This window comes from Actinomyces sp. ICM47 (genome assembly GCF_000278725.1).
Lineage (GTDB): Bacteria > Actinomycetota > Actinomycetes > Actinomycetales > Actinomycetaceae > Pauljensenia.
In genome coordinates, this window is the sequence record NZ_ALCA01000100.1 from 47,837 (window position 1) to 72,260 (window position 24,424).

Sequence of the window (24,424 nt, forward strand, 5' to 3'; positions counted from 1 at the left end):
GTGATCATCGAACTGACCAGCGCCGATCTGTCTGCGGATCCACACCTGGACGACTACACGCGCCTCAAAGACGTCAAGCTACGGTCGAAGATCGAGCCGGAACGCGGACTGTACATGGCCGAATCCGCCAACGTCATCGAACGGGCCATCCGGGCGGGGCACCGGCCCCGATCCTTCCTGATGTCGGCACGGTGGCTGGAATCCCTGACGCCACTCATTAAGCGCGCCACGGGATCCGGCGACGGCGCTGACGTCCCGGTCTTTGTGGCCGAGGAGGACGTGCTGGAGCACATGACGGGCTTCCATCTGCACCGCGGCGCTCTGGCCGCCATGCAACGCCCCCTCCTGCCCTCCCTTGGCGAGCTGCTGGCCACCGCCCGAGACGGCGCGCCCGCACGGCGCGTCGTCGTCCTGGAAAACCTAGTCGACCACACGAACGTGGGCGCAGCCTTCCGCAGCGCAGCGGCGCTCGGCGTGGACGCAGTCCTCGTGACCCCGCAGTGCGCGGACCCGCTCTATCGGCGATCCGTGCGCGTCTCGATGGGCACCGTTTTCCAGGTGCCGTGGACTCGCCTGGAATCCTGGCCCGGCGATATCAAGGCGCTGCAAGAGGCTGGCTTCACCGTCGCGTCCCTCGCTCTGTCGGATGATTCCGTCTCTCTCGACGACTTCGCAGCGCTGCCCGCCCTCCAAAGGCCGGGCGCGCGCCTTGCGATGGTCATGGGAACCGAGGGCGACGGCCTCGGCAGGCGCACTATCGCCGCCTCCGACTACACCGTCAAGATCCCCATGGACCACGGGGTCGACTCCCTCAACGTCGCGGCTGCCTCCGCCGTCGTCTTCTGGGCGACTCGCGGGATCGGAGCCTAGGCAACCGCACTCGCTGAGCGACGTACAACGAAACGAGGCCGGAGCTGGATACCCAGCCCCGGCCTCGTACCGTAGTCGTCTCTGCGTCAGCTCAGGGAGTCAACGAGTTCGCGGATAACCTCGACGCACTCTTCCCAACCCGACACGCCGCGCGTCGCGTAGCCGGCGGCCTTGACGGGGTAGTCGTTGCCCTCGGGATCCAAGCGGTCGCCGATGAAGAGCATCTCGGAGGCCGGAATCCCCGTCTCCTCGACGAGCTTGCCCATGCCGTAGGCCTTGTCGATGCCACGCGTCGTAATGTCGACCGAAGTCGAGCCACCGCCGCGCACATCCAGCTCCGGCACATCGGGCTGCACCGCATCACGCAGAGCAGCCTTCTTGGTCCCATCCGGGTCCCACGCGCGCTTCGCGTCGAGGGGTGCCTCCTGCCCGAGCGCCGAGAAGGTGATCTGAGAGCCACGGTCCTCGATGATGTTGCCCCATGGGTTCTCCTCCCACAGGCCAAGCTCGCGGGCATGGCGCTCCAGGGATTCGATGACGCGGGCGGCCACCTCAGGGTCCAGGTCGTGCGCGTAACGCTCGACCCACTGCCCGCCCTCGAAGCGGTAGTAGCGAGTGCCGCAGGTCGGCATCAGGTGCAGACGCGAGAGTTCCTCGTCGGAGGCGTTCAGGTTGTCGAGTACCTGCGTACGGAACTGCCCCATCTGGCCACCGGAGATGATGCACACCTCCACATGGTCCAGCAGGGACCGCAGCGCGACGTCCATGCGTGCGGGCAGCGGCGACTTCGAGGGGGCCAGCGTGTCATCGAGATCAAAGGCAACGAGCTTCACGATTGACACCCTACCGGCTGGCGGCCTGGTCGGCATCGATAGCGCGCTGGGCAGCCTCAGTTTCCTCGTCCGTGGGGACGGGGAGGATCTGCAGCATGACGACGGAAGCGACGAGGCCACCCCACACGAGCAGGATCGTCAGAATCATCAGGGCGATAGCGGGAGCGGTCACTTGGCGCCTCCTTCGGTCGAAGCGGTCTCCTCGGCGTCTTCCGCGAGGATCTGAGCGACCGTCGCGTGGGTATCCACCGGGCGGTGCTTCCACGGGATGAGGGTGAAAATCAGAGACGCGATGACCGCGACCGCCACAGAACCCCAGCCGAAGATCAGCACGTAGCTGCTGGGGTAGCCCTCGTAGCCATCCTTCAGGACCTTCACGATCGACATCGCCATCATGACAAAGAGGACGACCGGGATGACGATGCCAACGAGGGGCTCCCAGAGCTTGGGGACCTTCACGCTGGACACCGAATTGAGGTGTGCACGGAGCACCCCAAGGCGGGGGCCGGCGACTGCGCACAGCACGGCGAACAGGATCGCCGAGGACACGACGCCAACCGAGTTGATGAAGTTGTCGACGATGTCGAGGTTGTTCAGGCCCGATCGGGTGCCGAAGAGCACCAGCGAGATGGCGGTGGCGGGAACGCCAAGAACAAGAGCCGAGCGAGCGGGCGACCAGCCGAACTTGTCCTGCAGGCCACCGGAGACGACCTGAAGCAGGGAGAGCAGAGAGGTGACACCGGCCAGAACGAGGGACGAGAAGAAGAGCACGCCGAAGAGGGGCCCACCGGGCATCATCGAAATGATCTTCGGGAAGGTCACGAAGGAGAGGATCGGGCCGGTCAGGCCCTCAACCTCGGAGACGCTCACGCCACCCTGGTGTGCCATGAAGCCGATAGCGCTGAAGACGCCAATGCCAGCGAGGATCTCGAAAGAGGAGTTCGCAAAGCCAGCGACCAGAGCGGTGCCCGTCAGGTTCGACTTACGCTGGAGGTAGGAGGCGTAGGTCAGCATGATGCCGAAGCCCACGGACAGCGAGTAGAAGATCTGCGCGAAGGCGGCCAGCCACACGTTGGGGTCGGCCAGCGCGCCCCAGTTCGGGGTGAAGAAGGCGTTGAGGCCTTCAATGGCGCCCGGCAGAAAGATTGCTCGAACGACGAGCGCAAGGAAGAGGATGACGAGGAGCGGCAGGAAGACCTTGTTCGCAGCCTCGACGCCCTTGGACAGGCCGCGACCGATGACGAAGAGCACGAGAACCCACACGAGAGCAAGCGGGATCATGACGGCCCATGCAGGGGCCCACGAGAAGGTGTCGCCAGGAACCTTCTCAAGGAAGGACTCCAGGAAGAACGTCGTCGGATCGGCACCCCAGGCCTCGTTCACGGAGTAGATCGTGTACTGCACGCCCCACGCGAGGACGGCGCCGTAGTAGACCATGATGACGAAGCACACGAAGGTCTGGAACCAGCCGATGAACTCGCCGCCTCCAATGATCTTACGCAGTGCCCACGGCGGTGAACCGCGGAACTTGTGGCCGACCGCGTAGTCGAGCCACAGCATGGGGATACCGACGAAGATCAGGGCAACCAGGTACGGGACCAGGAAGGCGCCGCCGCCGTTGGAGTAGGAGACGCCGGGGAAACGCCAGATGTTGCCCAGGCCGATGGCCGAGCCGATGGCTGCCAGGAGGAAGCCTGTCTGGCCGCTCCACGAGTCGCGCGCGCGGGGCGCGGGGCGGGATGCGGAGGATGACATGAATCGTGTTCCTTGGATTCGTTTGATTTTGGGATAATGCTCAGTCAGACTATGGCCGTTACACGAGGATGTCAGCTACAGTCCACGATATAGACCGTGCTTTTGACCTCTTTTTGACGAGGCCATGGCTGGTTTGTGGGTCAGCGCCGGATTGCGCCGGGCACCGTCGGGCGGGTCAAGCCACCAGTCCGAGGCCGTGGAAAAGCGCGGCAATACCGACGACAACGGGCAGGGAGGCGAAGGTCGTCACGAGGACGGTTCCCTGCGCGATGCGCTCCCCCGCCTTCGCCCGAGTGGCCGCGATGTAGGCGTTCTGCGCGGCTGGCAGGGCAGCCATGATGGTCACCGACATGAGGGCCGGACCGGTCAGCCCAAGCAGCACTCCGACGCCGCACGCGATAGCGGGCTGGAGGGCGAGTTTGCAGGCGATAGCGCAGGTGGTCGCCGCAATACCGGAATCCCCGGACGCCGAACGACGATCCACGAGGGACGCCCCAAAGGATAAGAGGATCATCGGGGGCGCTGCTGACCCCAGCATCGAGGTCGATACGTCGAGGAGCGTCGGCATCGGCCACCCCGCGGCGGAGAACAGGAAGCCACACGCCGCTGCAATGACCATGGGATTGCGCGCCACGACCTTCGCAACACCGAGCACCGACGGGCGCTGCCCCGACCCCACTAGATCGGCCAGGACGAAAAACATCGGGGTGAAGAAACCCAGCTGAAACACCAGGATGGGAACAACAGCGGAGGCGTCGTTCAAGACGTAGACGGCGATCGGGATGCCGATGTAGGCCCCGTTGTTCAGGGACGAGGCCATGGCCCCCAAGGTGGTTTCCCCGCGCGACAGGCGCAGAAACAGGCGTGCGACAAGCACGAAGAGCAGTGCGGTGCCCACGCCCGACGCGGCGGCCACAGCGAGCGGAGCGCCAAAAACTCCGGACGTGCCGGTCGAGACAATCGCGTGGAACAGCATCGCTGGGCTGGCCACCCAATACGTTGCCGATGCGAGGGAGCCAGCGGCATCAGGGCCGAGTGCACCCCCTCGGCGAGCGATCCAGCCGACGCCGATGATGAGAGCGATCGCCAGGACCGACCAGACGATCGATACCATGCGAGTGGGAAACCCGTCAGCGCCAGGCGGCCACGGCCTCGTCGACCTTCGTCAGGGCCGATGCGATCGCCATGTGCATGTCCAGGTACTGGTAGGAGCCCAGGCGCCCGCCGAAGAGAACGTCCTTCTCCCCCGCGCTCATCTCCCGGTAGGCCGCGAGCGTCGAGCGATCCGACGGCGAGGCGATCGGGTAGTAGGGTTCGTCGCCGGGGCGCGCGAATCGCGAGTACTCGCGCTGAATGATCGTATTGGTCGCACCGCGTCGATCCCTCTCGGGGTGCAGGTGGGCGAACTCGTGGATGCGCGTGAAGGGGACGTCGCGGTCCGAGTAGTTCATGACCGAGCAACCCTGGTAGTCGGGAACGTCCACGACCTCGGTCTCAAAATCGAGAGTGCGCCAGCCGAGTTCGCCGGCCTCGTAGTCGAAGTAGCGGTCGATCGCGCCCGTGTAGACGACAGGCACCTGGCCAACCGTCGCGGCCTTCGAGAAGGGCGAGGCGCCGTCGAAGAAGTCCACGCCCGTGTGCACGCTGATGCGCGGGTGGTCAACCATGTTCGCGATCCACGCTCCGTAACCGTTCAGGGGCAGACCCTCGTAGCGGTCCTGGAAGTAGCGATTCTCGTAGGTGAAACGCACGGGCAGGCGCGTGATGATGGAGGCGGCCAGCTCGCGCGGGTCGGTCTGCCACTGCTTGGCCGTGTATCCGGCGATGAATGCGTCGTAGAGCGGGCGACCGATCAGGCTGATCGCTTTCTCCTCAAGGTTGTCGGGTTCGCCCGTGATTTCGGCGGCCTGCTGCTCGATGAGCGCGCGGGCCTCGGTCGGCGAGTAGGCGGCGCCGAAGAACTGGTTGATCGTACCCAGGTTGATGGGCAGCGGGTAGACGACGCCCCGGTAGTTGGCGTAGACGCGGTGGCGGTAGTCGTTGAATGCTGTGAAGCGGTTGACGTAGGACCACACGCGTTCGTTCGACGTGTGGAACAAGTGGGTGCCGTAGCGGTGCACCTCGACGCCCGTGGCCTCGTCGATGGACGAGTAGGCGTTGCCTCCGATGTGGTCGCGGCGCTCGATGACCGTCACGTTCATACCGAATCGCTCCGCGGCCTCGCGGGCGAACGTCAGGCCGAAAAAGCCCGATCCAACAACGAGCAGATCCACGCCGCTCCCCTTTCACTTGATTAACACCATCGTATCCGCCCAGGCCGGGGCGTGCTGGAACGGGGACGAGGCCGGGGCGCGGACACGCTCAAACAGAGAGGTGACGCTCACCTATTCTTGTTCCATCTGCTGACATGTCGGGTGGCTCCGCACGCTAACCCGCTGTCCAGGACGTGGGCGACCCCGCCTACGTTCCGGTAAGCGGGTTGAGGTGCGGGACAGAGGGTCATGTGAGCGTGTACGTTGAAGTCCTGGAGAGGCCGGATGTCGCCCGCCACTGATTGGTTCCGACGATCCTGCTGTCATCGTCTCCTACCTGCCGTCACTGTCAACGGGAAAGAACGACCAATGATCATTCACACTCAGCGCCTGTGCTTGCGCCCCTGGAGCGACGCGGACGCTCCCGCGCTCTTTGAGCTGGCCCGCGATCCCCGCATCGGGATGCTGTGCGGATGGAAGCCCTACGAGCGCATCGACGATGCACACGAGGCACTGTCGACTTTCCTGGCGGCACCCGACAGCTACGCGGTGACGCTGTCATCAACCGGTGAACTGGTCGGCTCAATCGCACTGCGCATTGACACAGACTCCCCCGAAGCGACCGTCGCTGACATCGGATACTGGATCGGCGCGCCCTACTGGGGTAACGGCTACGCGAGCGAGGCGGGGCGCGCCATCATCGAGCGCGCGAGGGAACTGGGCGTCGAGACAATCATCTTGAAGTACTTCGACGGAAACGATGCGTCGCGACGCGTCTCAGAAAAGCTCGGCTTTACGTGGCGAAGCCGCGAGGAGGGCGTGGAATACCCGCTCATCGGTAAGCACCTCACCGTCCACTGCACCGAGCTGGCGCTCGCCGCGCACTGACGGCGCTCGTTAGTTGAAGCCGAGGACCGCAGCCGCGACCTTGTAGCCGCCGCGCACGACCATCGGGGAAGCGTGGCGCACGAGGCCGGCGAGCAGATCCTTGCGCAGACGCTCCGTGGCTTCGGGGTTGATCTGGTCCATGGTCTCCCAGATCTGTTCCTTGAGGGCCAGGTGCTCAGGTGTGCCCGACAGCTGAGCCATGACGGAGCAGACGACGGCGTTGATGCGCAGGTAGTGGACCATGTAGCGCCACAGCTTATCCTCGACCTCGGCGCGCGGAGGCAGCGCACGGGTCATGGCCTCGTTCACCCGCGCGAGCTGATCCAGGCGCGTGATCATGACCTTCTCGTTGACGGACTGGTCGTCGCGCCCGATGAAGTAGTGGTAGAGGTCCACGTCCAGGTAGCGGATCGTGGAAATGTAGGGCAGTGGCACGAACGAGTAGAGGTAGTCCACGTAGAACGTGTGTTCGGGCATGACCAGGCCGGAGGCTCGCACGACTTCGGTGCGCATGGTCAAGGCGTGCATCATCAGGTACTGGTCGTAGCGGCACCGCCGCAGGTCCGCCCAGCCGAAGGTGCGTCCGCGCGGCAGGACGTTGCGGTAACGGATGACGGCCTTGTGGGCCTTTCCCTGCTTGTCGTAGACGTAGTTGGTGACGAGCAAGTCGAGGTGACGCCCGGCTTCGCGCTCCTGGCGCAGGAGGTCGAGCACCGCGTTCGTGGCGCGACGGTCCAGCCAATCGTCGGAGTCGACAACGCGCACGTGCGTGCCGGTAGCGGCAGCGAGGCCGGCGTTGACGGCACCGCCGTGCCCCTTGTTCTCCTGGTGAATGACCTTGACGGAGGGGTAACGAGCGGCCCACTCGTCGGCGATCTGTGCGGTTCGGTCCTTCGAGCCGTCGTTCACGATGATCGCCTCGAGTTCGTCGCCGTATCCGACGAGCGTGGTTAACGCCCGGTCAATGTAGTCCTCGGAGTTGTAGGCGGGCACGATCACGGTCAGAAGGGGCGTGCTCATGGGTTCTCCTCTCGCAGGTCTGGCAGTAGTCTACTGTGCCTGATTCACCTGCGCGCTCTCCTTGAGATCTTCCTGTGCGAAAATCGCTGTGACGAGTAAGAAAACACCCCACAAGGACATGGCTACAGCGGTGGGCATGGTGGACAAAACGCACGCACTCGCGTACTAGAATGCTATCTTCCTGACCAAGGAGTTCGATGTGACGGTGACCTGACGGTGAGCATTGAAGGTGCTGGCCTGTGCGGTCGCGGTGTGCAATCCTTCAGGCGCACCATCAGTGCTTCGCTGCCTGGATCAGTATTCTTGTACGGCGTTGCCTGACAAGGACGAGGCCGAGGCCGAGGCCTCGTCATCGGGTCTGGTCAAGTTCACGCTGGGTAGCCTTGTTGGCACGCGCGTTGGCGCAATAACGGATCGCTAGACGCGTGATACCTCGCCAGAAGTGGCCGTTAATGACCTCCACGACCGCGTCGATCATGCCTGTGCTCACAGAACCGTTCGAAAACTTGGTGAGCGACCTCAGCGGCATGTTGAGCGCGAAGTGAACGTTGAGGTCCGGGATGCCCTTAGCGTCAGCCTTCGCTTTGTCGGCGTGTAGCTTGCGGCCCGCCAATCGGGCAAGCCAGCTCTTGGCACGGATCAGATCCGTCATCAGGTCGAACGCCGTGATGTCTTCCCTCGGGTGAGCGGTAGGAATGGTGCGACCCAGCAGGACCGCGAACTCTCCGTTGGTAATGCCCGCGACGTCGGCGTTCAGGTAGTGTCCGAGGGCCGGGTCGATTGGCGAGGGCGTGGTCCCCTCGACTTCAAGGGTGGCGCTCAGCGGCGTGTCCTCCACGTTGCGCCCCACATGGATCGTCCAGGTTCCAGCCTCGGTCTCCCACGCTCCACGTGAGGTCTCCCAGTGGCGGAAGGTGTAGCGATCAAAGGGGATGGTGACGCGCACAGATTCACCGGCTGGAACGACAACCTTGGTGAACCCCTTAAGTTCGCGCGCAGGGCCGAAGACGCCGCCCGGGGCGCTTACATAGAGCTGAACGACCTCGGTACCGTCACGCATTGAGGTGTTGGCGACCGTCAGGGTCGCCCCATCCTGATCGACAGCAAGATCGGAGTACTCGAAGCGTGAATAGGACAGGCCGTACCCGAAAGGGAAAGCAACATCTACGCCAGCAGTTGTGAAGTATCGGTAGCCGATAAAGGGACCCTCACGGTAGTAGGACAAAGGACCGGTCGCCGGGTACCACGCGGCGGTCGGATGATCCTCCAAGGAACGCGCATAGGTCTCAGCCAGGCGTCCCGAGGGGTTGACGACACCGGTCAGGACATCCAGCATCGCGCCAGCCCCTCCCTGGCCACCCAGGTAGCCGTTGACGAGCGCAGGCACGGAGGACGCCCAGGGCATTTCCACACTGGCGCCGCCCGTCAGGACGACGATGGTACGCGGGTTGGCGGCCACGACTGCCTCAATGAGTCGATCCTGCCCCTCGGGTAGGCGCATGTGGGGCCGGTCCAGTCCCTCCGACTCAGCGAGTTCGTCGAGACCCACGTACACGAGCGCAACGTCGGCGCGCGCCGCGAGCGCCACGGCCTCGGCGATGAGCGCGTCACTCGTGCCACCGTGACGCGCATACCCAGGGGCGTATCCTGTCAGGACCAAGCCTCGGGCGGACTCTCCCCCCGCCTCGAGTAGCTCGCGCGGGGTCTCGAGGCGTGTGGGGTTGACCTGGGAGGAGCCTGCTCCCTGGTAGCGCGGCGTGTCAGCGAGGTCACCGATGAGGGCGACACTGGTGCCGGAGCTCAGAGGCAGGGCATCGTCCTCGTTGCGCAGGAGCGTGATCGCTTCGGAGGCGATGCGCGTGGCTAATGCGTGGTGCTCGTCGAGGTCGTAGGGGGTAGGTGCGGGAAGGTCGGCGCTCGCGGCGGCGACGTTCAAGACCTCTTGGGCGCGCGCATACACATCGGATGCCTCCAACGTCCCGGCTTCGACGGCGGCAACAATTCGACGAGCATCCTCCAGTCCGGGGGCGGGCATCTCGAGGCTTCCACCTGCGCGGACGGCGGCGACGGCATCCGTGCATCCTCCCCAGTCGGAGACGACCATGCCGTCAAAACCCCATTCGGTGCGCAGAATGTCGGTCAGCAGATGCTTGTTTTCGTGGGCGTGGGCTCCGTTGACGAGGTTGTAGGAGCTCATGATTGCTCGAGGCTTGGCGCTGCGGCACACGATTTCGAAACCGGTCAGATAGATCTCGCGCAACGTACGCTCGTCCATAACGGAATCCGACGCCATGCGTCGCAGCTCCTGGGAGTTAGCGGCGAAGTGTTTGGGGCAGGCGGCAGTTCCCGTGGACTGGATGCCCTGGGTGAGGCCTGCCGCCATGCGCCCTGCGAGGATCGGGTCTTCGGACAAGTACTCAAAGTTGCGTCCGCACAGGGGCGAACGCTTGATGTTCAGGCCGGGGCCAAGCAGGACGTTGACTCCGAGTCCACGCGCCTCCGTCCCCAACGCCTCACCCATCTGGCGGGCCAGGTCGGGGTTCCACGTGGCCGCGAGCGCGGAGGCCGTCGGGAAGCAGGTGGCTTTTTCGGAGTCGGCGATGCCGAGGTGGTCGGCGTCGCCGAGTTGGCGGCGTACGCCGTGGGGGCCGTCGCTCATGATGAAGGAGGGGACGTGTGCTGTGGGGATGGCGCGTGAGTTCCAGGCGCTTGCCCCGGAGAGGAGAGCCGCTGCTTGTAGGAGGGTGAGGTTGCTGGCGTTCGTGAGTGCTGTGTGTTGCATCGTTGTGAGTTGTCTTTCGTGCTCCATTGCGGGTGTCGTCGCTGGTTCCAGTGTGGGTTATGTGGGTGTGGTTTTACCAATCGAATGCGTGGTTTGTTGTTTCTTGGGTTTGTTGTGTGGGGTGTCGCTGGTGGTGGCTGGGCTACCATGGCGTTATGAGCTGTGACGCGGGTGTGATTGGTCGGAACACTGAGGGCGCTGCTCCTCGTGCAGTTTTCATCGACGTGGATGGGACGCTGTGTGATTCCCGCCAGCGCGTTCCCGGTTCAGCGGTTCGTGCGTTGGCGCAGGTGCGTGAGCGTGGCCACCGTCTGTTGCTCTGTACTGGGCGTTCTGTCCCGGAGGTCTATCCGCGTTTCTTTGACCTGGGTTTTGAGGGCATCGTGGGTGGGGCTGGCGGGTATGCGGCGGTGGGTGACACGGTGCTGCTTGATGAGCGTATGCCTGCCGAGCACGTCCGGGTTCTGACTGCTCTGTGGGAGGATTTGGATGCGTTCTACGTGTGGCAGGGGCCTGATCAGATGGGGCCTTCGCGCGGCTATCTGGAGTTTTTCGTGCCCCGGGCGGGTCTTAACCCTGAGGATTGGGCCGAGTATGCCCAGTCGGTGACGCCCTTTGTCGTTGACGTTGAGGGTGGGTCTTTCACGAAGGTGACGGCCTATGTGCCTCCGGAGAAGGCGTCGATGGAGCGCGTGAGTGCGGCGCTGCCCGACGGCTATCGCGCCATTATTGGTTCTGTGGGGGCCGCAGGGTATGTTCCCTTCGAGATTCTCCCGGATCGCTTGTCCAAGGCGGTGGGTATGGAGGCCGTGTGTGAGCACATCGGCGTCCCCATGTCACGTACTGTGGCTATTGGCGACTCTAACAATGATGTCGAGGCCGTGGCACGTGCCGCTGTCGGCGTCAGTATTGGGGACGGGTGCGAGGCTCTGGTTGAGGTTGCCGATATTGTCGCCCCCGCGGTTGGCGACGACGGCCTCGCCTGGGCTTTGGCCGCCGCTGGGCTCATCGACGGGGCACCCAGCCCGGCCTAGGCCTCGGCGCCGACAGATGGCCGTCACCGTCAGGGCCTGGTTCCACCACCCGCTCACCCGTAACTCGGCGTTCATGCACCTGTGGGCGGGGCAGACCGCTGCGCAGGTTGGCTTCCAGGTGGGGACGCTGGCTACCTCAGCGATTGCGATTAGCGTCCTGCGTGCCAGCGAAACCCAGATCGGTGTGCTCTCTGCCTTGCAGACACTCGCCTTCCTGATCGTCGGCTTGCCGGCGGGTGCCTGGGTGGATGGGTGGCGTAAGCGCCGCGTCATGATCATCGCGGGCCTAGCACGCATCGGTGCCCTGGTCTCGATTCCCCTGGCCTATGTCTTCGCGACCCTCACGCTGACGCACCTGATGATCGTCGCCGCGCTTCTGGGCCTGTGCACCGTCTTCTTCGATGTTGCCTACCAGTCCTATGTTCCGATCATCGCCTCTCGGCGATATATCGGTGCGGCCAACGGGCGGCTCGAGGCCTCCTACCAGGTGGGGCACGCGGGTGGACCGGGCTTGGGCGGATGGCTCCTCGGGCTGCTCGCCCCTCCTCTCGTCTATCTGCTTACTGCCCTCACTTACGCGTTCTCGACCTGGGCGATTTGGCGCATCGCCACCCCGGAGCCTGCGCCTACGCGCACCGAAGCCACGCTTGTCGCGCAGATCCGCGAGGGGCTAGCCTTCGTACGCGGGCAACGCCTACTCTTTCCCCTCTTTTCCTGCATTGCGGCCGCCGCATTCGCTGCCGCCGGCATCCAGGTTCTCTTGCCCATCCTTGTCCTGCGCACGCTGGACATGAGCGCTACCCAGCTCGGCCTCCTCCTGAGCGTCGGGGCAATCGGCGGGATCCTCGGCGCGCTCACGCGCTCGGCATGGATGAAGCATCTGGGCATCGGGCGCACCATCGTCGTCACAAGCATCATCGGCGTCGCTGTCCTAGCCGCCCAACCGGCAGCCGTTCACGCCCCCGCTGCGGCCGCAGCAATCATTGCGGTCTCCGGCATTGTCTCCTCCTATTTCCTCACCATCTACAACGTCACCCAGATGAGTCTGCGTCAGGAGATCTGCCCGCCCCACATGCTCGGACGCATGAACGCGATCTTTCGCTTTGCCGTGTGGGGCGTCATGCCGCTGGGCTCCCTCGCGTCCGGCGCGGCCGCCTCGTGGATGGGGGTCGAGGCCGCCACGTACGTCTTCATTGCTCTGGCGGTCGGAGCCAGCATCGCCATGGGCCTCACCCCCGCGGCTCGTATCCGCGGCACCAGCGCCATCAACACCGTCCCATAATGTGACGCGCTCCCAGGCCCATGGCGTGCCAACGACTCCACCTCCGCGATACCATAAGTGTGAGGCAAACCGCATGAGCCAAGGAGGACCCCATGAGCACCGCAACGACCATCATCGAAGCCCTGGGCGGCTGGGAGAACATCTCCAATCTTGAAGCCTGCATCACACGCATTCGCCTGGACGCCGCCAACACCGACCTCATCGACGAGGCCAAGCTACGTGCCGCCGGTGCCTTCGACGTCGTCATCGTAGGCGACGCGGTTCAGGTCGTCATTGGCCCCGATTCCGAGGATCTCGTCGACGAAATGCTCGCCAGCCGGTGACACTCTCTGTCTGCGCACCCTTCGCAGCGCACGTCATGGCGCTGAGTGAGGTGCCTGATCCCGTTTTCGCAAGCGGAGTCGTCGGGGGTGGCTGCGCGCTCATCCCCGACTCCGCCTCGGAATGTTTAACCGTCCACTCCCCTATCAACGGCGTCGTCACCAAGCTCAAGCCGCACGCCGCCATCATCACCTCCACGCAGGGCATATCGATCCTCATCCACCTCGGCATCGACACGGTGAGTCTACATGGCAAGGGCTTCGCGGCCCTCGTCGATGAGGGGGACGTCGTGGCGGCGGGTGCCCCGCTCATCCACTGGGACCTCACCCCCGTGCGAGACGCCGGCCTCTCCCCCTGCGCCCCCATCGTCGTCATCACTCCGCCGGGTGCCGCCGTCACGCACGAAGTAACCGACCCCGACGTATCCGCGCTCGCGCCACTCTTTTCGACCGAGACCTCACGCTAGGCACCTTACTCGGGGCCGCACCGGCGCCATCGCCTCACTCGTACGACACCCCGCAGCCCTCACGGGCTACGGGGTGTCATACTGTCAAACGGCCGCGCTAGCTCACGGAACCCCTCAGCAAGGAGAACAGCGAGGTCAGACGCTCGTTGGAGGGAAGATCCTCAATAAAGACCTCCTCGCCGTCGGAGTCGCACAGCGGCACGCACCAGTTCGGGTACTGATCCGCGCCCGTGCCCGGCATGTTCTGCGGGCGCACGTCGCCCACCGCGTCCACCAAGGAGGCGACGACGAGCTTGGAGGGAACCTTCGCGACATAGCGGTACAGGCCCTCGACCATGTCACGCTCGCTGGGTTCCGCGCCATCGATGCAGCCGTACTCGTGCAGGCGAGCCGCGACCTGATCAAGCTCGAGGCGATCCGCTGCACGCACGGTCTCAATGTCGTCAGTCAGCAGCCCCAGCTCGCTTCGCAGCGTCGTCTGGATACCACGGATGTAACCGAGCGTCGGAGGCAAGTCATGGATGTTGACCGCAGCGAGCGCGCGATCACGGTAGTGCTCGGGACGCAGCGGCCAACCGCCACCCTCCTTTTCGAACCACACGACGGAGGTACCCAGGACGCCACGGTCGCGCAGGTAATCGCGCACCCACGGCTCCACAACGCCCAAGTCCTCACCGATAACAACAGCACCCGCACGCTGGGCCTCCAGGAGGATAATGCCCATCATGGCCTCGTGATCGTAGTACACGTAGGTGCCTTCGGTCGCCACACAGCCCTCCGGGATCCACCACAGGCGGAACATGCCCAGGATGTGGTCGATACGCACGGCACCAGCGTTAGCCAGGGCGGCGCGCACCATGTCGCGCAGAGGCGTGTAGCCACATTCAGCCAGCGAACGCGGAGACCACGGCGGCTGTGACCAGTTCTGGCCCTGCTGCGAATACACGTCCGGCGGAGCACCCACAGTCATGCCAGAGGCGAACAGTTCGGGACGGCTCCACTTCTCGGACCCATGGCCGTGGACGCCCACAGCCAAGTCGGCCATAATGCCGATCTCCATGCCGACCTCGCGGGCCACTTCCTGCGCGTGGACCAGCTGCTCGGACGCAATCCACTGGCACCACTCCCAGAAATCGACGCGGTCGGCCAGCTCAAGGCGCTCGAGTTCAACGCGCGGCGACGAGGAACGCTCGAGGTCCTCGGGCAGCTCCAGCGTATCCTCACGCTCGACAAGCGCACACCACAGCGCATAGTTAGACAGCTCGGAGCCGCCTTTTTCCACGAAGTGGTCGAACTGCGACTGGCGGTGGTAGGTCCGCGGCGCAGCGAAAATAATCTCCAGCGCCTTACGCTTAGCCTCCCAGGCGCGGTCGCGGTCGATCAGATCCTCACGACTGGCGAACTCGCGAGTGACATCGCGCAACTGCTCAATGGCCTCGCGCGAAGCCTGAGGCAACGAGGCAAATTCCTCAATGGACTCGGGGCGGATGTAAATCGGGTTCACCCAGCGGCGAGACACCGGCAGGTACGGGGAGGTTTCCAGCGGAGAAACCGGCTGGGACGCGTGGACAGGGTTAATGAGAAGGAAGTCCGCCCCCTTGTCCGCGCACACCGCCGCCAGGTCAGCCAGGTCAGCCGCGTCGCCGATCCCCCAGGAAGAGGACGAACGCGTCGAATAGAGCTGAGCGTTGACGCCCCACGCGCGGCGAGAGGACTCCAAGATGGGCAACGACAGGGCATTGGGAACAACGATGAGAGTTGCGGACTCGACATGTCCTCCCTCAACCGTTGCAACGAGGCGATGCCAACCGATCGGCACCCAATGCGGCACATCGAAGGTCGCGCGCCCCACGAGCTGACCGTCGATCATGCGCGGGGGCACGTAGCGATCAACCTGCTTACACTGGCCCTTACGACCATCTTCGAGGACCCACTGAACGTTGACCCACGAGCCGTCGGGCACATGCACCGGGAACAGATAACCGCCACCCTCGCGGGCAACAATCGTCGGAGGCAGAGTCCGACGCCACTCACGTTCCTCAGTCAGACGCATCGCATGCTCGACGTCCCCCACCGTAGACGATTCGTTCAGGGGAAGACCGAGCGCGCCAAGGACCTTCAGGAGGGTTGGGGCACCAACGCCCACCCAGTTCCCATACCAGTCCCAAAAGCCGGTCGCAACGCCATTCATGTCAGCGACATGGCGCAGCAGGTCAATGTTGTCAGATGCGGGTGAATGAATATCCACGGGAAAAGCTCTCTACGTTGTGGGCCAGGGACACATTTAGTTTATGCGTGCGCCCGCTGTGACAAAGCCTCCACCGGCGTGTCATGGGCCACGGATTCAAGCGAAGCGATCATCGCGCTTGCGACATCGTCGGAGGAAGCCCCGCAGACAATTTGAACGATGTCACCGGAGCGCACGACAGCCAAAACACCGTCCACGCGTAGTGCAGCCTCATCAACCGCCCGCTGGGTTTTTACCTGAACACGGATACGCATTGTGCAGGGTTCGATCTCAACAATGTTGAGGTGTCCACCCAGCGCGTCGATGAGCGCTTGTTCAATCGCCATCGGAGCCCCTTTCGCGCCGCTAAAAGTTTGCGATACGTATCACATGCTAGATGTGACCTGTACAAAAGGCAAGTGGGATCCGCTACATGAGCAAATCTCCAGCAAAAAGACATTGACAGAAGCAAAAACTCTGCACCCAGCTACAATTGCGCACTCCGCCCATCCCAGTGACACATCGGTGACCAGAGAAAACACGATGGGCATCGCCACCTCGAGACACAAGTGTAGGGGGAGGACCGCCAGGCCCTCCCCCTACACGTTTATTCAGCGCATTAGTCGCGCGTCAGCTTACGGTGCGTCACGCGATGCGGATTCGCAGCAGCCTCACCAAGGCGGGCCACCTTATTCTTCTCGTACGCCTCGAAGTTCCCCTCGAACCAGTACCAGTTGTCCGGATGCTCCTCGGTCCCCTCCCACGCGAGGATGTGGGTAGCGACGCGGTCGAGGAACCAACGATCATGGGTGACGACGACGGCACAGCCGGGGAATGCGAGCAGCGCGTTTTCTAGAGAACCCAAGGTCTCGACGTCCAGGTCGTTGGTCGGCTCGTCCAGCAGGAGCAGGTTGCCGCCCTGCTTGAGGGTGAGGGCCAGGTTCAGACGGTTACGCTCGCCGCCAGACAGTACACCGGCGGGCTTCTGCTGATCCGGACCCTTGAAGCCAAAGGCTGAGACGTAGGCACGCGAAGGCATCTCGACGTTGCCAACCTGGATGAAGTCCAAGCCGTCCGAGACAACCTCCCACAGCGTCTTATCCGGGTCAATGCCGGCGCGAGACTGATCGACGTAGCTAATCTTGACAGTCTCACCGATCGTCAGCTCGCCACCATCAAGGGGTTCGAGACCGACAATCGTCTTGAACAACGTCGTCTTACCAACGCCGTTGGGGCCAATGACGCCGACAATACCGTTGCGCGGCAACGAGAAAGACAGACCGTTGATGAGGGAACGGTCTCCGAATCCCTTCTGGAGATCCTTGGCCTCGATCACGACGCTGCCCAGACGCGGACCCGGCGGGATCTGGATTTCCTCGAAGTCAAGCTTGCGGGTACGCTCGGCCTCGGCAGCCATCTCCTCGTAGCGAGCCAGACGAGCCTTCGACTTGGCCTGACGCCCCTTCGCATTGGAGCGAACCCACTCGAGTTCTTCCTTCAGGCGCTTGGCCAGCTTGGCATCCTTCTGCCCCTGAACCTGCAGACGCTTCTCCTTGGTCTCCAGGTAGGTCGAGTAGTTGCCCTCGTAGGGGTAGAGATGACCACGGTCAACCTCCGCGATCCAGCCGGCGACGTGATCAAGGAAGTAACGGTCGTGGGTGACAGCGATGACGGCACCCGGGTAGGACGCGAGGTGCTTCTCGAGCCAGAGGACACTCTCGGCGTCGAGATGGTTAGTAGGTTCGTCGAGGAGGAGCAGGTCGGGGGCCTCGATGAGGAGCTTACACAGCGCAACGCGACGACGCTCACCGCCGGAGAGAACGGAGACAGGCTGATCCGGCGGCGGACAGCGCAGCGCATCCATCGCCTGGTCAAGCTGGGAGTCAATATCCCACGCGTTGGCAGCATCGATCTCCGTCTGCAGCTTACCCATCTCGTCCATGAGAGCATCGAAGTCGGCATCCGGATTTGCCATCTCTTCGGAGATCTCATTGAATCGTGCGAGCTTGCCAAAGATGTCAGCTGCACCCATGCGCACGTTCTCGATAACGGTCTTCGTCTCATCAAGGACCGGCTCCTGCATGAGGATGCCGACCGAGTAGCCAGGGGTCAGACGAGCCTCGCCATTGCTGGGTTCATCCAGTCCGGCCATAATCTTCAGGATCGAGGATTTACCCGCACCGTTGGGACCGACCATACCGATCTTGGCACCCGGGAAGAACGCCATGGTGACGTCGTCGAGGATGACCTTGTCACCGATGGCCTTGCGGGCCTTGATCATCTGATAAATAAACTCCGCCACGTTACTCCGTTCGGGTGGTTCGAGGCGCGCACGCGCGCGCGGGTTCGCTCCTATGGTACCGATCCCAACGGCGCCAGGTTGGACCCCAGGGCACCAGAGGCCTCGGTGATCCTCATCTCAGGGTGAAAACGTGGGTATTTCGCGCCTTCCGCGCAGTCACGGGCATCGCGCTTGGTTACGCCTCCGTAGTGATTTTTGGGAAACTATTCCAATTTTTTAAAAACTACGTGCATCTCTTCGAGTTTTAAGACAAACTTTTAAGTACAGGGGTGCTCACCCGCCCCTGTCAAACACGGCCATTCATGGGAAGGAGCGCGCATGATTGCACCAACGCGCATCTCAATCGACGCCGTTCACGCCCCCGTGTACTACGTGGAAAGCGTGACTTCAACCCTCGACCTGGCCGCCTCCCTCTTGGCCGACACCGCCACGCCCACCCCCCACCTGACGACGATCATCGCGGATCGTCAAAGCGCAGGACGAGGCCGTCTCGGCCGCTCCTGGATCACCCCACCCGGCCAGGCCCTCCTCGCCTCGACCATCATCTCTCTGCCCGTCTCCCTACACGCTGACGCTCTCGGCTGGATCGTCCATGCGTGCGCACTGTCCGTGCGCCACGCTCTGGCCGCGCGCCTGAAACCCCTCGGTCACACCGTCACCCTCAAGTGGCCTAACGATGTCCTCGTCGACGGTTCACGCAAAATCTGCGGCATCCTCGCCCAGCTCGCCCCAGCCTCGTCCCCCTTCACGACTGCGGTCATCCTCGGCTACGGCGTCAACATCGCCCAAGCGCCGGGGACTCTTCCCACTCCGCAGGCCACGTCCCTGCTGGCCGAAGGAGATGAGCAGGCGGGAGCTGACCCCACAGCCGTCACCCACGAGGTCCTCGCAGCGATCCTCGCCGGCCTCGATGAGCGTATCCGCTCCCTCGTCGCCCACGGCGATGCCGCGAGCGCTGGCCTCGCAGCCGAGGCCGAGGCTGCTCTGCCGCTCATCGGTACGCGCATTGTGCTTGCCAGCCCCACAGACGCATTCGGGACTCCGGCGCTTGAGGGGGTTGCGCTCGGTCTAGCCCCGACGGGCGCGCTGCTGGTGCGCGATGACGATGGGCAGACCCACCAGATTGACGCCGGGGACGTGCTTGCGACCGGCACTCCCCTGACACCCGTTCACGACACCAAGGAGAAGCGTGCGAACAATTAACCGAATTCTCGTCGCCAACCGTGGCGAAATCGCCCTGCGTGTGTGCCGAACGGCCACCGACATGGGCATTGCCACGATTGCGGTCTATGCCGATCAGGACATGGCTGCTCCCCACACGCGCGAGGCCGACGAGGCGCTCTCGCTGGGCGGGGACGATGCTGCGTCGACGTACCTCAACGGTGAGAAGATCCTGGCGATTGCCCTGGAGACCGGTGCGGATGCCATTCACCCTGGGTATGGCTTCCTGTCTGAGAACTCCGAGTTTGCGCGCGCCGTCGAGGACGCCGGTATCGCGTGGCTGGGTCCCGCGTCTTCGGTGATCGATGCGTTGGGCGACAAGATCAATGCGCGTCGCATTGCCGAGGCCTGCGGTGTCTCCCCTGTGCCGGGGGTGTCGGAGCCTGTGACGTCGCGTGAGGAAGTTGAGGCGTTTATTGAGTCGGCGGGTTATCCCGTGGTGCTCAAGCGTGCCGACGGTGGTGGTGGACGAGGCATCAGCATCATTCGCTCGGCTTCCGACCTCGATCTGTTCTTTGCACGTCACACGGATGCGGCTGATCTGGGTGCCCACTTCGTGGAGCGTTTCGTCGAGGTCGCCCGGCACGTTGAGACGCAGTCCGCGCGTGACTCTCTGGGGAACTTCCACGTCATTTCGACGCGTGATTGCTCAGTGCAGCGTCGCAACCAGAAGCTGGTCGAAGAGGCTCCGGCTCCCTTCCTGCCCGAGGGCGCGCACGAGACGCTCGTGAACGCCTCCCGCGCGCTCTTCGAGCACGTGAACTACGTGGGTGTGGGCACGGTGGAGTTCCTGTTGGAGCCGGACGGCAACATCTGGTTCCTCGAGGTCAACCCGCGTCTGCAGGTTGAGCACCCGGTCTCCGAAGAGGTGACCGGTATCGACCTGGTGCGCGAGCAGATTCGTATTGCGCAGGGCCTGGAACTCACGACGCCCCCCGAGCCGCGCGGTCATTCGTTCGAGTTCCGAGTGACCTCGGAGGATCCCTCGAAGGACCTGACGCCCACGGCGGGCCGCCTGGATGAGGTGCATTGGCCGCTGGGGCCGGGCATTCGTCTGGAACTCGGTATTGATCAGGGCGACTCCGTGCAGACGGCCTTCGACTCGATGATCGCCAAAATCATCGTGACGGGTGCGGACCGCGAACAGGCGCTGGCCCGTTCGCGGCGCGCGCTGGCCGAGTTCTCAGTGCAGGGCGTGGCCACTCCTGTGCCCGTCTACCAGGACATCATCAACGACCCCGACTTCTGCGGCGTCGGCGGCTTCAACGTTTCCACCCGTTGGTTCGAGACGACGTTCATGCCCCAGCACGACTACTCGGATCTGGCTGTCCCCGCCGAGGCCTCGTCCACCGCGGATCTGCCGCGCCAGACCTACATCATCGAGCTGGATGGTCGCCGCGTGTCCCTGACCCTGCCCGCCGGCATGTTCAACGCACCGTCTGCTGCGCCCCCTCGTCCGCCGCAGCCGCTGCGCTCGGCCTCGCGCCGCGCCGCAACCTCGACGCACCAGGCAGGGTCCCACCAGGGTGCCCCCGGCGACATCGTCGCCCCCATGCAGGCCATCGTCGTCGCCCTGGCCGTCGCTGACGGTGATCAGGTGGAGGAAGGCCAACTCGTGGCCGTTCTGGAGGCTATGAAGATGGAGAAGCCGCTGCTGGCTCCCCGTGCGGGCACCGTTACGTCCCTGTCCATCAAGCAGGGTGACACCGTGACTGCGGGTACCCGCATCGCACACATCGCCACTGAAGAGGAGGCGCAATGACCACCCCCAACCGGTTTACGCGCGAAGGGTTCATCCAAGCCCAGGAAGAGATCGCCAAGGCGGCCGAAGAAAAGGCCGCCCAGCGTCAGCACGCCAAGCAGAAGCTGACGGCCCGCGAGCGCCTCGCGCTGTTCTTTGACGACGGCGTGTGGCATGAGGTCGGCCAGTTCATTGGTGGGTCCGTTCGTGCGGGGCGCGTTGGTTCGGCTGTCGCTGCCGGCTTCGGTCGTGTGCAGGGCCGTATGGTCGCCGCGTACGCGCAGGATTTCTCGGTGTTGGGTGGGACGCTCGGCAAGGTGGAGGGCGACAAGATCGTCGATCTCATTGACCGGGGTATTCGGATGCGTATTCCGATTGTCGGCATTCAGGATTCGGGTGGTGCCCGTATCCAGGAAGGTGTCGTCGCGCTCGCCCAGTACGGTCGTATCTTCAAGAAGACGTGTGAGGCCTCGGGTCTGGTTCCCCAGATTTCGATCATTCTGGGTCCCTGCGCAGGCGGTGCGGTCTACCAGCCGGCTTTGACCGATTTCATTGTGATGACGCGCGAGAACTCGCACATGTTTGTGACTGGCCCGGATGTCGTCGCCGCGACGACGGGTGAGAAGGTCACGCTTGATGAGCTGGGTGGCGCAACGATCCACAACTTCCAGTCTGGTGTGGCCCACCACATGGCTGACACCGAGGAAGAGGCGATCGACTACGTGCGCTCGCTGCTCGCCTACCTGCCGTCTTCGTGCGAGGTTGCGCCCCCCAAGTACGAGTACGTTCCCAATGCCGAGGATGAGGATGCGGCCCGTGCGGTCGCGGACCTGGTGCCGACCGCGGCGCGTCAGCCCTACGACGTGCGTGACGTCGTGCGCGCGCTCGTGGACCATGGCGAGTACGTGGAGATTCAGGACCTCTTCGCCCCCAACGTGACGATTGGTTTCGCGTGCGTGGACGGGCAGTCGGTGGGCATCGTGGCGAACCAGCCGATGAACGATGCGGGCACGCTGGACGTGGATGCCTCGGAGAAGGCGGCGCGTTTCGTGCGTTTCTGCGATGCCTTCGGTCTGCCGATCGTGACCTTTGTGGATGTTCCGGGTTACCGTCCGGGCACCGAGCAGGAGCAGGCGGGCATCATCCGCCGCGGCGCGAAGGTGATCGTCGCCTACGCGAACGCGACCGTCCCGATGGTGACCGTCATCCTGCGTAAGGCCTACGGCGGTGCGTACATCGTGATGGGGTCGAAGTCGATTGGCGCGGATCTGGCGTTCGCGTGGCCGGATGCTCAGATCGCGGTCATGGGTGCCGAGGGCGCGGCCTCGATCATGTACCGCCGCGAGCTGGCCGCCGCCCGCGAGGACGGGACCTTCGACGAGACGAAGGCTGCTCTCGTGGCGCGCTACGAGGATGAGACCGTCAACCCGGAGGTGTCCGTGGCCTCGGGTCAGCTTGACGGCATCATCGCTCCGGCAGACACCCGTCAGACCATCATCGATTCCCTGCACCTGCTGGCCACCAAGGATCAGCGTGCCCCCCATGTGAAGCGTCACGACAACGGTCCCCTGTGACCGGTGTCGTTTGAGAAGTATTGTCCCCGATTGAAAGAATGAACATGTCGTTTGTGTCCTCTCTGAATGAGACCCCCTACGCGCTGACCTTCGCTGGTCAGGCGACCCCGTGGCGCGCTGCGCTCGACGAGATTGCCCACGACCCGGAGATCGCGGCGATCGTCGCGGGCGTCATCGAGGCCTCGGACAAGGTGCTCTCCCCCGTGCGCCGCTCGCTGGCCACGCAGTCCGTGTCGGTTCTCCCCTTCACTCTGCCCGCTCCCGATGGTGAGGTGGCCGTGACCCGCGAGGTTGCCGGTCCTGACGAGGCCGCCCTGTCCGTTCCGGGTATCGTCGCCGCCCAGCTGGGCGCGCTCATCGACCTGACGCGCGCGGGCCTGAACATCATGAGCAACCAGCCCACCGCTTTCGAGGGTCACTCGCAGGGTGTGCTCGGCGTGGAGATCGCGCGCGCCTGGATCGCGGGGGACGAGGCCCGGGCTGCGTCTGTGTTCGCGCTTGCTCGCCTGATCGGTGCGGCAGCCGCCCGCGTGACGCGTCGTGCGCGCGCCCCGCACGCCGGGGACGCGACCTACATGGTGTCCGTGCGTGGCGTGTCCGACGCGCTGCTGACCCGCATCGTTGACTCCCTGCCCTCTACCTCGCACCCGTTGTCGATCGCGCTGCGCAACGACACCGACACGCACGTGGTCTCGGGTGCACCGAATGACCTGGCATCCCTGGTTGCCGCCATCGAGCGCGTGGCCGCCGCCGATAAGGCAGCGCACGACGCTCACGAGCGCGGCGGCCGCCCGCTGACCCCCGTGTGCGAATACCTGCCGGTTTACGTGCCGTTCCACTCCCCTATGCTCGCCGACGCTCTCGCTCTCGTGGACGAGTGGGCCGCGCAGTGCGGCATCGATGCGAAGCTGGCGCACTCGCTGGCAGCCGCCGTGCTCACGACTCCCGTGGACTGGCCCGCGCAGATCAGCGCCGCCGCCGAATCTGGTGCCACGTGGATCGTTGACATGGGTCCGGGTGCCACGACGGTTCGCATGACCCGTGCCCTCGTTGAGGGTACCGGCGTCGGCGTCGTCGCCGCCGGTACCGCCTCCGACCGCGACAAGGCCGCGACCCCCGGCTGGGCCCCCGAACCCGGCACCGACTGGTCACACCTGCGCCCCGGCCTCGTCACCCTTCCCAACGGCAAGACCGTCGTTGACACCGCCTTCTCGCGCCTGACCGGCCGCTCCCCCGTCCTCCTGGCCGGCATGACCCCCACGACCGTGGACCCCGAGATCGTCGCCGCTGCCGCGAACGCCGGCTTCTGGGCCGAGATGGCGGGCGGCGGCCAGGTCACCGAAGAGGTCTACAACGAGAACCTCGCGGGCCTGCGCGCCCAGCTGCGCCCCGGCCACACCGCCGAGTTCAACTCCATGTTCCTGGACCGCTACCTGTGGAACCTCCAGTTCGGCCAGGCCCGCATCGTGTCGCGTTCGCGCGCGTCCGGTGCCCCCATCGACGGTGTCGTCGTCTCCGCGGGTATCCCCGAGCAGGACGAGGCTCTCGCCCTCATCGAGCAGCTGCGCGCCGACGGCTTCCCCTACGTGGCCTTCAAGCCCGGCACGGTCGACCAGATCCGCAAGGTCATCGCGATCGCCCGCGAGGCCGACCCGATCAAGGTCATCGTCCAGGTCGAAGACGGCCACTCCGGCGGCCACCACTCCTGGGAGGACCTCTCCGACCTTTTGCTGGCCACCTACGCCCAGCTGCGCGCCCAGTCCAACATCGTCCTGACCGTGGGCGGCGGCATCGGCACCCCCGAGCGCGCCGCTGACTTCCTCACCGGCGACTGGTCGGCCCGCTACGGTCGCCCG

General features: G+C 64.4%; 20 protein-coding genes. 10 read left to right on the forward strand and 10 right to left on the reverse strand.

The features are described 5' to 3' along the window. A complete protein-coding gene (locus HMPREF1136_RS06900) occupies positions 1-870 on the forward strand; it encodes a TrmH family RNA methyltransferase (RefSeq protein ID WP_009648585.1) in 870 nt (289 codons plus the stop codon). Between the two features lie 86 nt (positions 871-956). Here HMPREF1136_RS06900 and HMPREF1136_RS06905 read toward each other — a convergent pair whose 3' ends face one another. From HMPREF1136_RS06905 to glf, 5 genes are all read right to left on the reverse strand, one after another. Continuing rightward, positions 957-1,703, reverse strand: a complete 747-nt coding sequence (locus HMPREF1136_RS06905; protein WP_009648612.1) for an HAD-IIB family hydrolase — start codon at positions 1,701-1,703, stop codon at positions 957-959. Between the two features lie 10 nt (positions 1,704-1,713). Then, complete coding sequence (locus tag HMPREF1136_RS10700) at positions 1,714-1,875, reverse strand: methionine/alanine import family NSS transporter small subunit (RefSeq protein ID WP_009648582.1); 162 nt, start codon at positions 1,873-1,875, stop codon at positions 1,714-1,716. Then, positions 1,872-3,458 carry a sodium-dependent transporter gene (locus tag HMPREF1136_RS06910; protein WP_009648615.1) on the reverse strand — a complete coding sequence of 529 codons (1,587 nt, stop codon included), beginning with the start codon at positions 3,456-3,458 and terminating at the stop codon, positions 1,872-1,874. The genes HMPREF1136_RS10700 and HMPREF1136_RS06910 overlap by 4 nt, the downstream gene beginning before the upstream one ends. 175 nt (positions 3,459-3,633) lie before the next feature. Then, a complete protein-coding gene (locus tag HMPREF1136_RS06915; protein ID WP_009648616.1) occupies positions 3,634-4,572 on the reverse strand; it encodes an AEC family transporter in 939 nt (312 codons plus the stop codon). Positions 4,573-4,588: 16 nt separating this feature from the next. Continuing rightward, on the reverse strand, positions 4,589-5,731 hold the full coding sequence (gene glf, locus HMPREF1136_RS06920) for a UDP-galactopyranose mutase (protein ID WP_009648639.1): 1,143 nt from the start codon (positions 5,729-5,731) through the stop codon (positions 4,589-4,591). A 348-nt stretch (positions 5,732-6,079) separates the two neighbouring features. Here glf and HMPREF1136_RS06925 point away from each other — a divergent pair, with 348 nt between their 5' ends. Further along, the gene (locus HMPREF1136_RS06925; RefSeq protein WP_009648588.1) at positions 6,080-6,598 is read left to right on the forward strand and encodes a GNAT family N-acetyltransferase; all 519 of its coding nucleotides are present in this window, start codon (positions 6,080-6,082) and stop codon (positions 6,596-6,598) included. Positions 6,599-6,607: 9 nt separating this feature from the next. Here the strand turns inward: HMPREF1136_RS06925 and HMPREF1136_RS06930 are convergent, their stop codons facing one another. Together HMPREF1136_RS06930 and HMPREF1136_RS06935 are read right to left on the reverse strand one after the other, a co-directional pair. Continuing rightward, complete coding sequence (locus tag HMPREF1136_RS06930) at positions 6,608-7,618, reverse strand: glycosyltransferase family 2 protein (protein WP_009648578.1); 1,011 nt, start codon at positions 7,616-7,618, stop codon at positions 6,608-6,610. A gap of 349 nt (positions 7,619-7,967) precedes the next feature. Beyond that, positions 7,968-10,427: a glycoside hydrolase family 3 protein gene (locus tag HMPREF1136_RS06935; RefSeq protein ID WP_009648596.1), complete on the reverse strand. Its 2,460-nt coding sequence runs from the start codon at positions 10,425-10,427 to the stop codon at positions 7,968-7,970. Positions 10,428-10,555: 128 nt separating this feature from the next. Here HMPREF1136_RS06935 and HMPREF1136_RS06940 point away from each other — a divergent pair, with 128 nt between their 5' ends. The 4 genes from HMPREF1136_RS06940 to HMPREF1136_RS06955 all read left to right on the forward strand — a co-directional run bounded on the left by HMPREF1136_RS06940 (position 10,556) and on the right by HMPREF1136_RS06955 (position 13,503). Next, positions 10,556-11,434: an HAD hydrolase family protein gene (locus tag HMPREF1136_RS06940; RefSeq protein ID WP_051023532.1), complete on the forward strand. Its 879-nt coding sequence runs from the start codon at positions 10,556-10,558 to the stop codon at positions 11,432-11,434. Positions 11,435-11,450: 16 nt separating this feature from the next. Beyond that, entirely contained in the window at positions 11,451-12,716 is a 1,266-nt protein-coding gene (locus tag HMPREF1136_RS06945; protein ID WP_009648635.1) for an MFS transporter, read from the forward strand. Positions 12,717-12,808: 92 nt separating this feature from the next. Continuing rightward, complete coding sequence (locus HMPREF1136_RS06950) at positions 12,809-13,039, forward strand: glucose PTS transporter subunit EIIB (RefSeq protein ID WP_009648624.1); 231 nt, start codon at positions 12,809-12,811, stop codon at positions 13,037-13,039. Next, a complete protein-coding gene (locus HMPREF1136_RS06955) occupies positions 13,036-13,503 on the forward strand; it encodes a PTS sugar transporter subunit IIA (RefSeq protein WP_034505278.1) in 468 nt (155 codons plus the stop codon). The genes HMPREF1136_RS06950 and HMPREF1136_RS06955 overlap by 4 nt, the downstream gene beginning before the upstream one ends. A 97-nt stretch (positions 13,504-13,600) precedes the next feature. On the opposite strand, the gene malQ is transcribed toward HMPREF1136_RS06955, so the two are convergent. From malQ to ettA, 3 genes are all read right to left on the reverse strand, one after another. Then, the gene (gene malQ / locus HMPREF1136_RS06960) at positions 13,601-15,751 is read right to left on the reverse strand and encodes a 4-alpha-glucanotransferase (RefSeq protein WP_009648599.1); all 2,151 of its coding nucleotides are present in this window, start codon (positions 15,749-15,751) and stop codon (positions 13,601-13,603) included. Positions 15,752-15,792: 41 nt separating this feature from the next. Then, positions 15,793-16,077 carry a PTS transporter subunit EIIB gene (locus HMPREF1136_RS06965; RefSeq protein WP_009648597.1) on the reverse strand — a complete coding sequence of 95 codons (285 nt, stop codon included), beginning with the start codon at positions 16,075-16,077 and terminating at the stop codon, positions 15,793-15,795. Between the two features lie 272 nt (positions 16,078-16,349). Further along, a complete protein-coding gene (gene ettA / locus HMPREF1136_RS06970) occupies positions 16,350-18,032 on the reverse strand; it encodes an energy-dependent translational throttle protein EttA (protein WP_009648576.1) in 1,683 nt (560 codons plus the stop codon). A gap of 318 nt (positions 18,033-18,350) precedes the next feature. Here ettA and HMPREF1136_RS06975 point away from each other — a divergent pair, with 318 nt between their 5' ends. From HMPREF1136_RS06975 to HMPREF1136_RS06990, 4 genes are all read left to right on the forward strand, one after another. Continuing rightward, a complete protein-coding gene (locus tag HMPREF1136_RS06975) occupies positions 18,351-19,235 on the forward strand; it encodes a biotin--[acetyl-CoA-carboxylase] ligase (protein ID WP_009648581.1) in 885 nt (294 codons plus the stop codon). Beyond that, positions 19,222-21,015: an acetyl/propionyl/methylcrotonyl-CoA carboxylase subunit alpha gene (locus HMPREF1136_RS06980; RefSeq protein WP_009648604.1), complete on the forward strand. Its 1,794-nt coding sequence runs from the start codon at positions 19,222-19,224 to the stop codon at positions 21,013-21,015. The genes HMPREF1136_RS06975 and HMPREF1136_RS06980 overlap by 14 nt, the downstream gene beginning before the upstream one ends. Continuing rightward, positions 21,012-22,568, forward strand: coding sequence for an acyl-CoA carboxylase subunit beta (locus HMPREF1136_RS06985; protein WP_009648594.1), 1,557 nt, complete (start codon positions 21,012-21,014; stop codon positions 22,566-22,568). The genes HMPREF1136_RS06980 and HMPREF1136_RS06985 overlap by 4 nt, the downstream gene beginning before the upstream one ends. Positions 22,569-22,606: 38 nt before the next feature. Further along, the coding region (locus tag HMPREF1136_RS06990; protein WP_009648637.1) for a fatty acid synthase subunit beta domain-containing protein at positions 22,607-24,424 on the forward strand (1,818 nt) is incomplete at its 3' end.

Bases quoted from the DNA above. Each gene is read 5' to 3' on its own strand.
- HMPREF1136_RS06910 (WP_009648615.1), bottom strand. From the start codon at position 3,458: ATGTCATCCTCCGCATCCCGCCCCGCGCCCCGCGCGCGCGACTCGTGG.
- HMPREF1136_RS06915 (WP_009648616.1), bottom strand. From the start codon at position 4,572: ATGGTATCGATCGTCTGGTCGGTCCTGGCGATCGCTCTCATCATCGGC.
- HMPREF1136_RS06925 (WP_009648588.1), top strand. From the start codon at position 6,080: ATGATCATTCACACTCAGCGCCTGTGCTTGCGCCCCTGGAGCGACGCG.
- HMPREF1136_RS06930 (WP_009648578.1), bottom strand. From the start codon at position 7,618: ATGAGCACGCCCCTTCTGACCGTGATCGTGCCCGCCTACAACTCCGAG.
- HMPREF1136_RS06935 (WP_009648596.1), bottom strand. From the start codon at position 10,427: ATGGAGCACGAAAGACAACTCACAACGATGCAACACACAGCACTCACG.
- HMPREF1136_RS06940 (WP_051023532.1), top strand. From the start codon at position 10,556: ATGAGCTGTGACGCGGGTGTGATTGGTCGGAACACTGAGGGCGCTGCT.
- HMPREF1136_RS06945 (WP_009648635.1), top strand. From the start codon at position 11,451: ATGGCCGTCACCGTCAGGGCCTGGTTCCACCACCCGCTCACCCGTAAC.
- HMPREF1136_RS06950 (WP_009648624.1), top strand. From the start codon at position 12,809: ATGAGCACCGCAACGACCATCATCGAAGCCCTGGGCGGCTGGGAGAAC.
- HMPREF1136_RS06965 (WP_009648597.1), bottom strand. From the start codon at position 16,077: ATGGCGATTGAACAAGCGCTCATCGACGCGCTGGGTGGACACCTCAAC.
- HMPREF1136_RS06975 (WP_009648581.1), top strand. From the start codon at position 18,351: ATGATTGCACCAACGCGCATCTCAATCGACGCCGTTCACGCCCCCGTG.
- HMPREF1136_RS06985 (WP_009648594.1), top strand. From the start codon at position 21,012: ATGACCACCCCCAACCGGTTTACGCGCGAAGGGTTCATCCAAGCCCAG.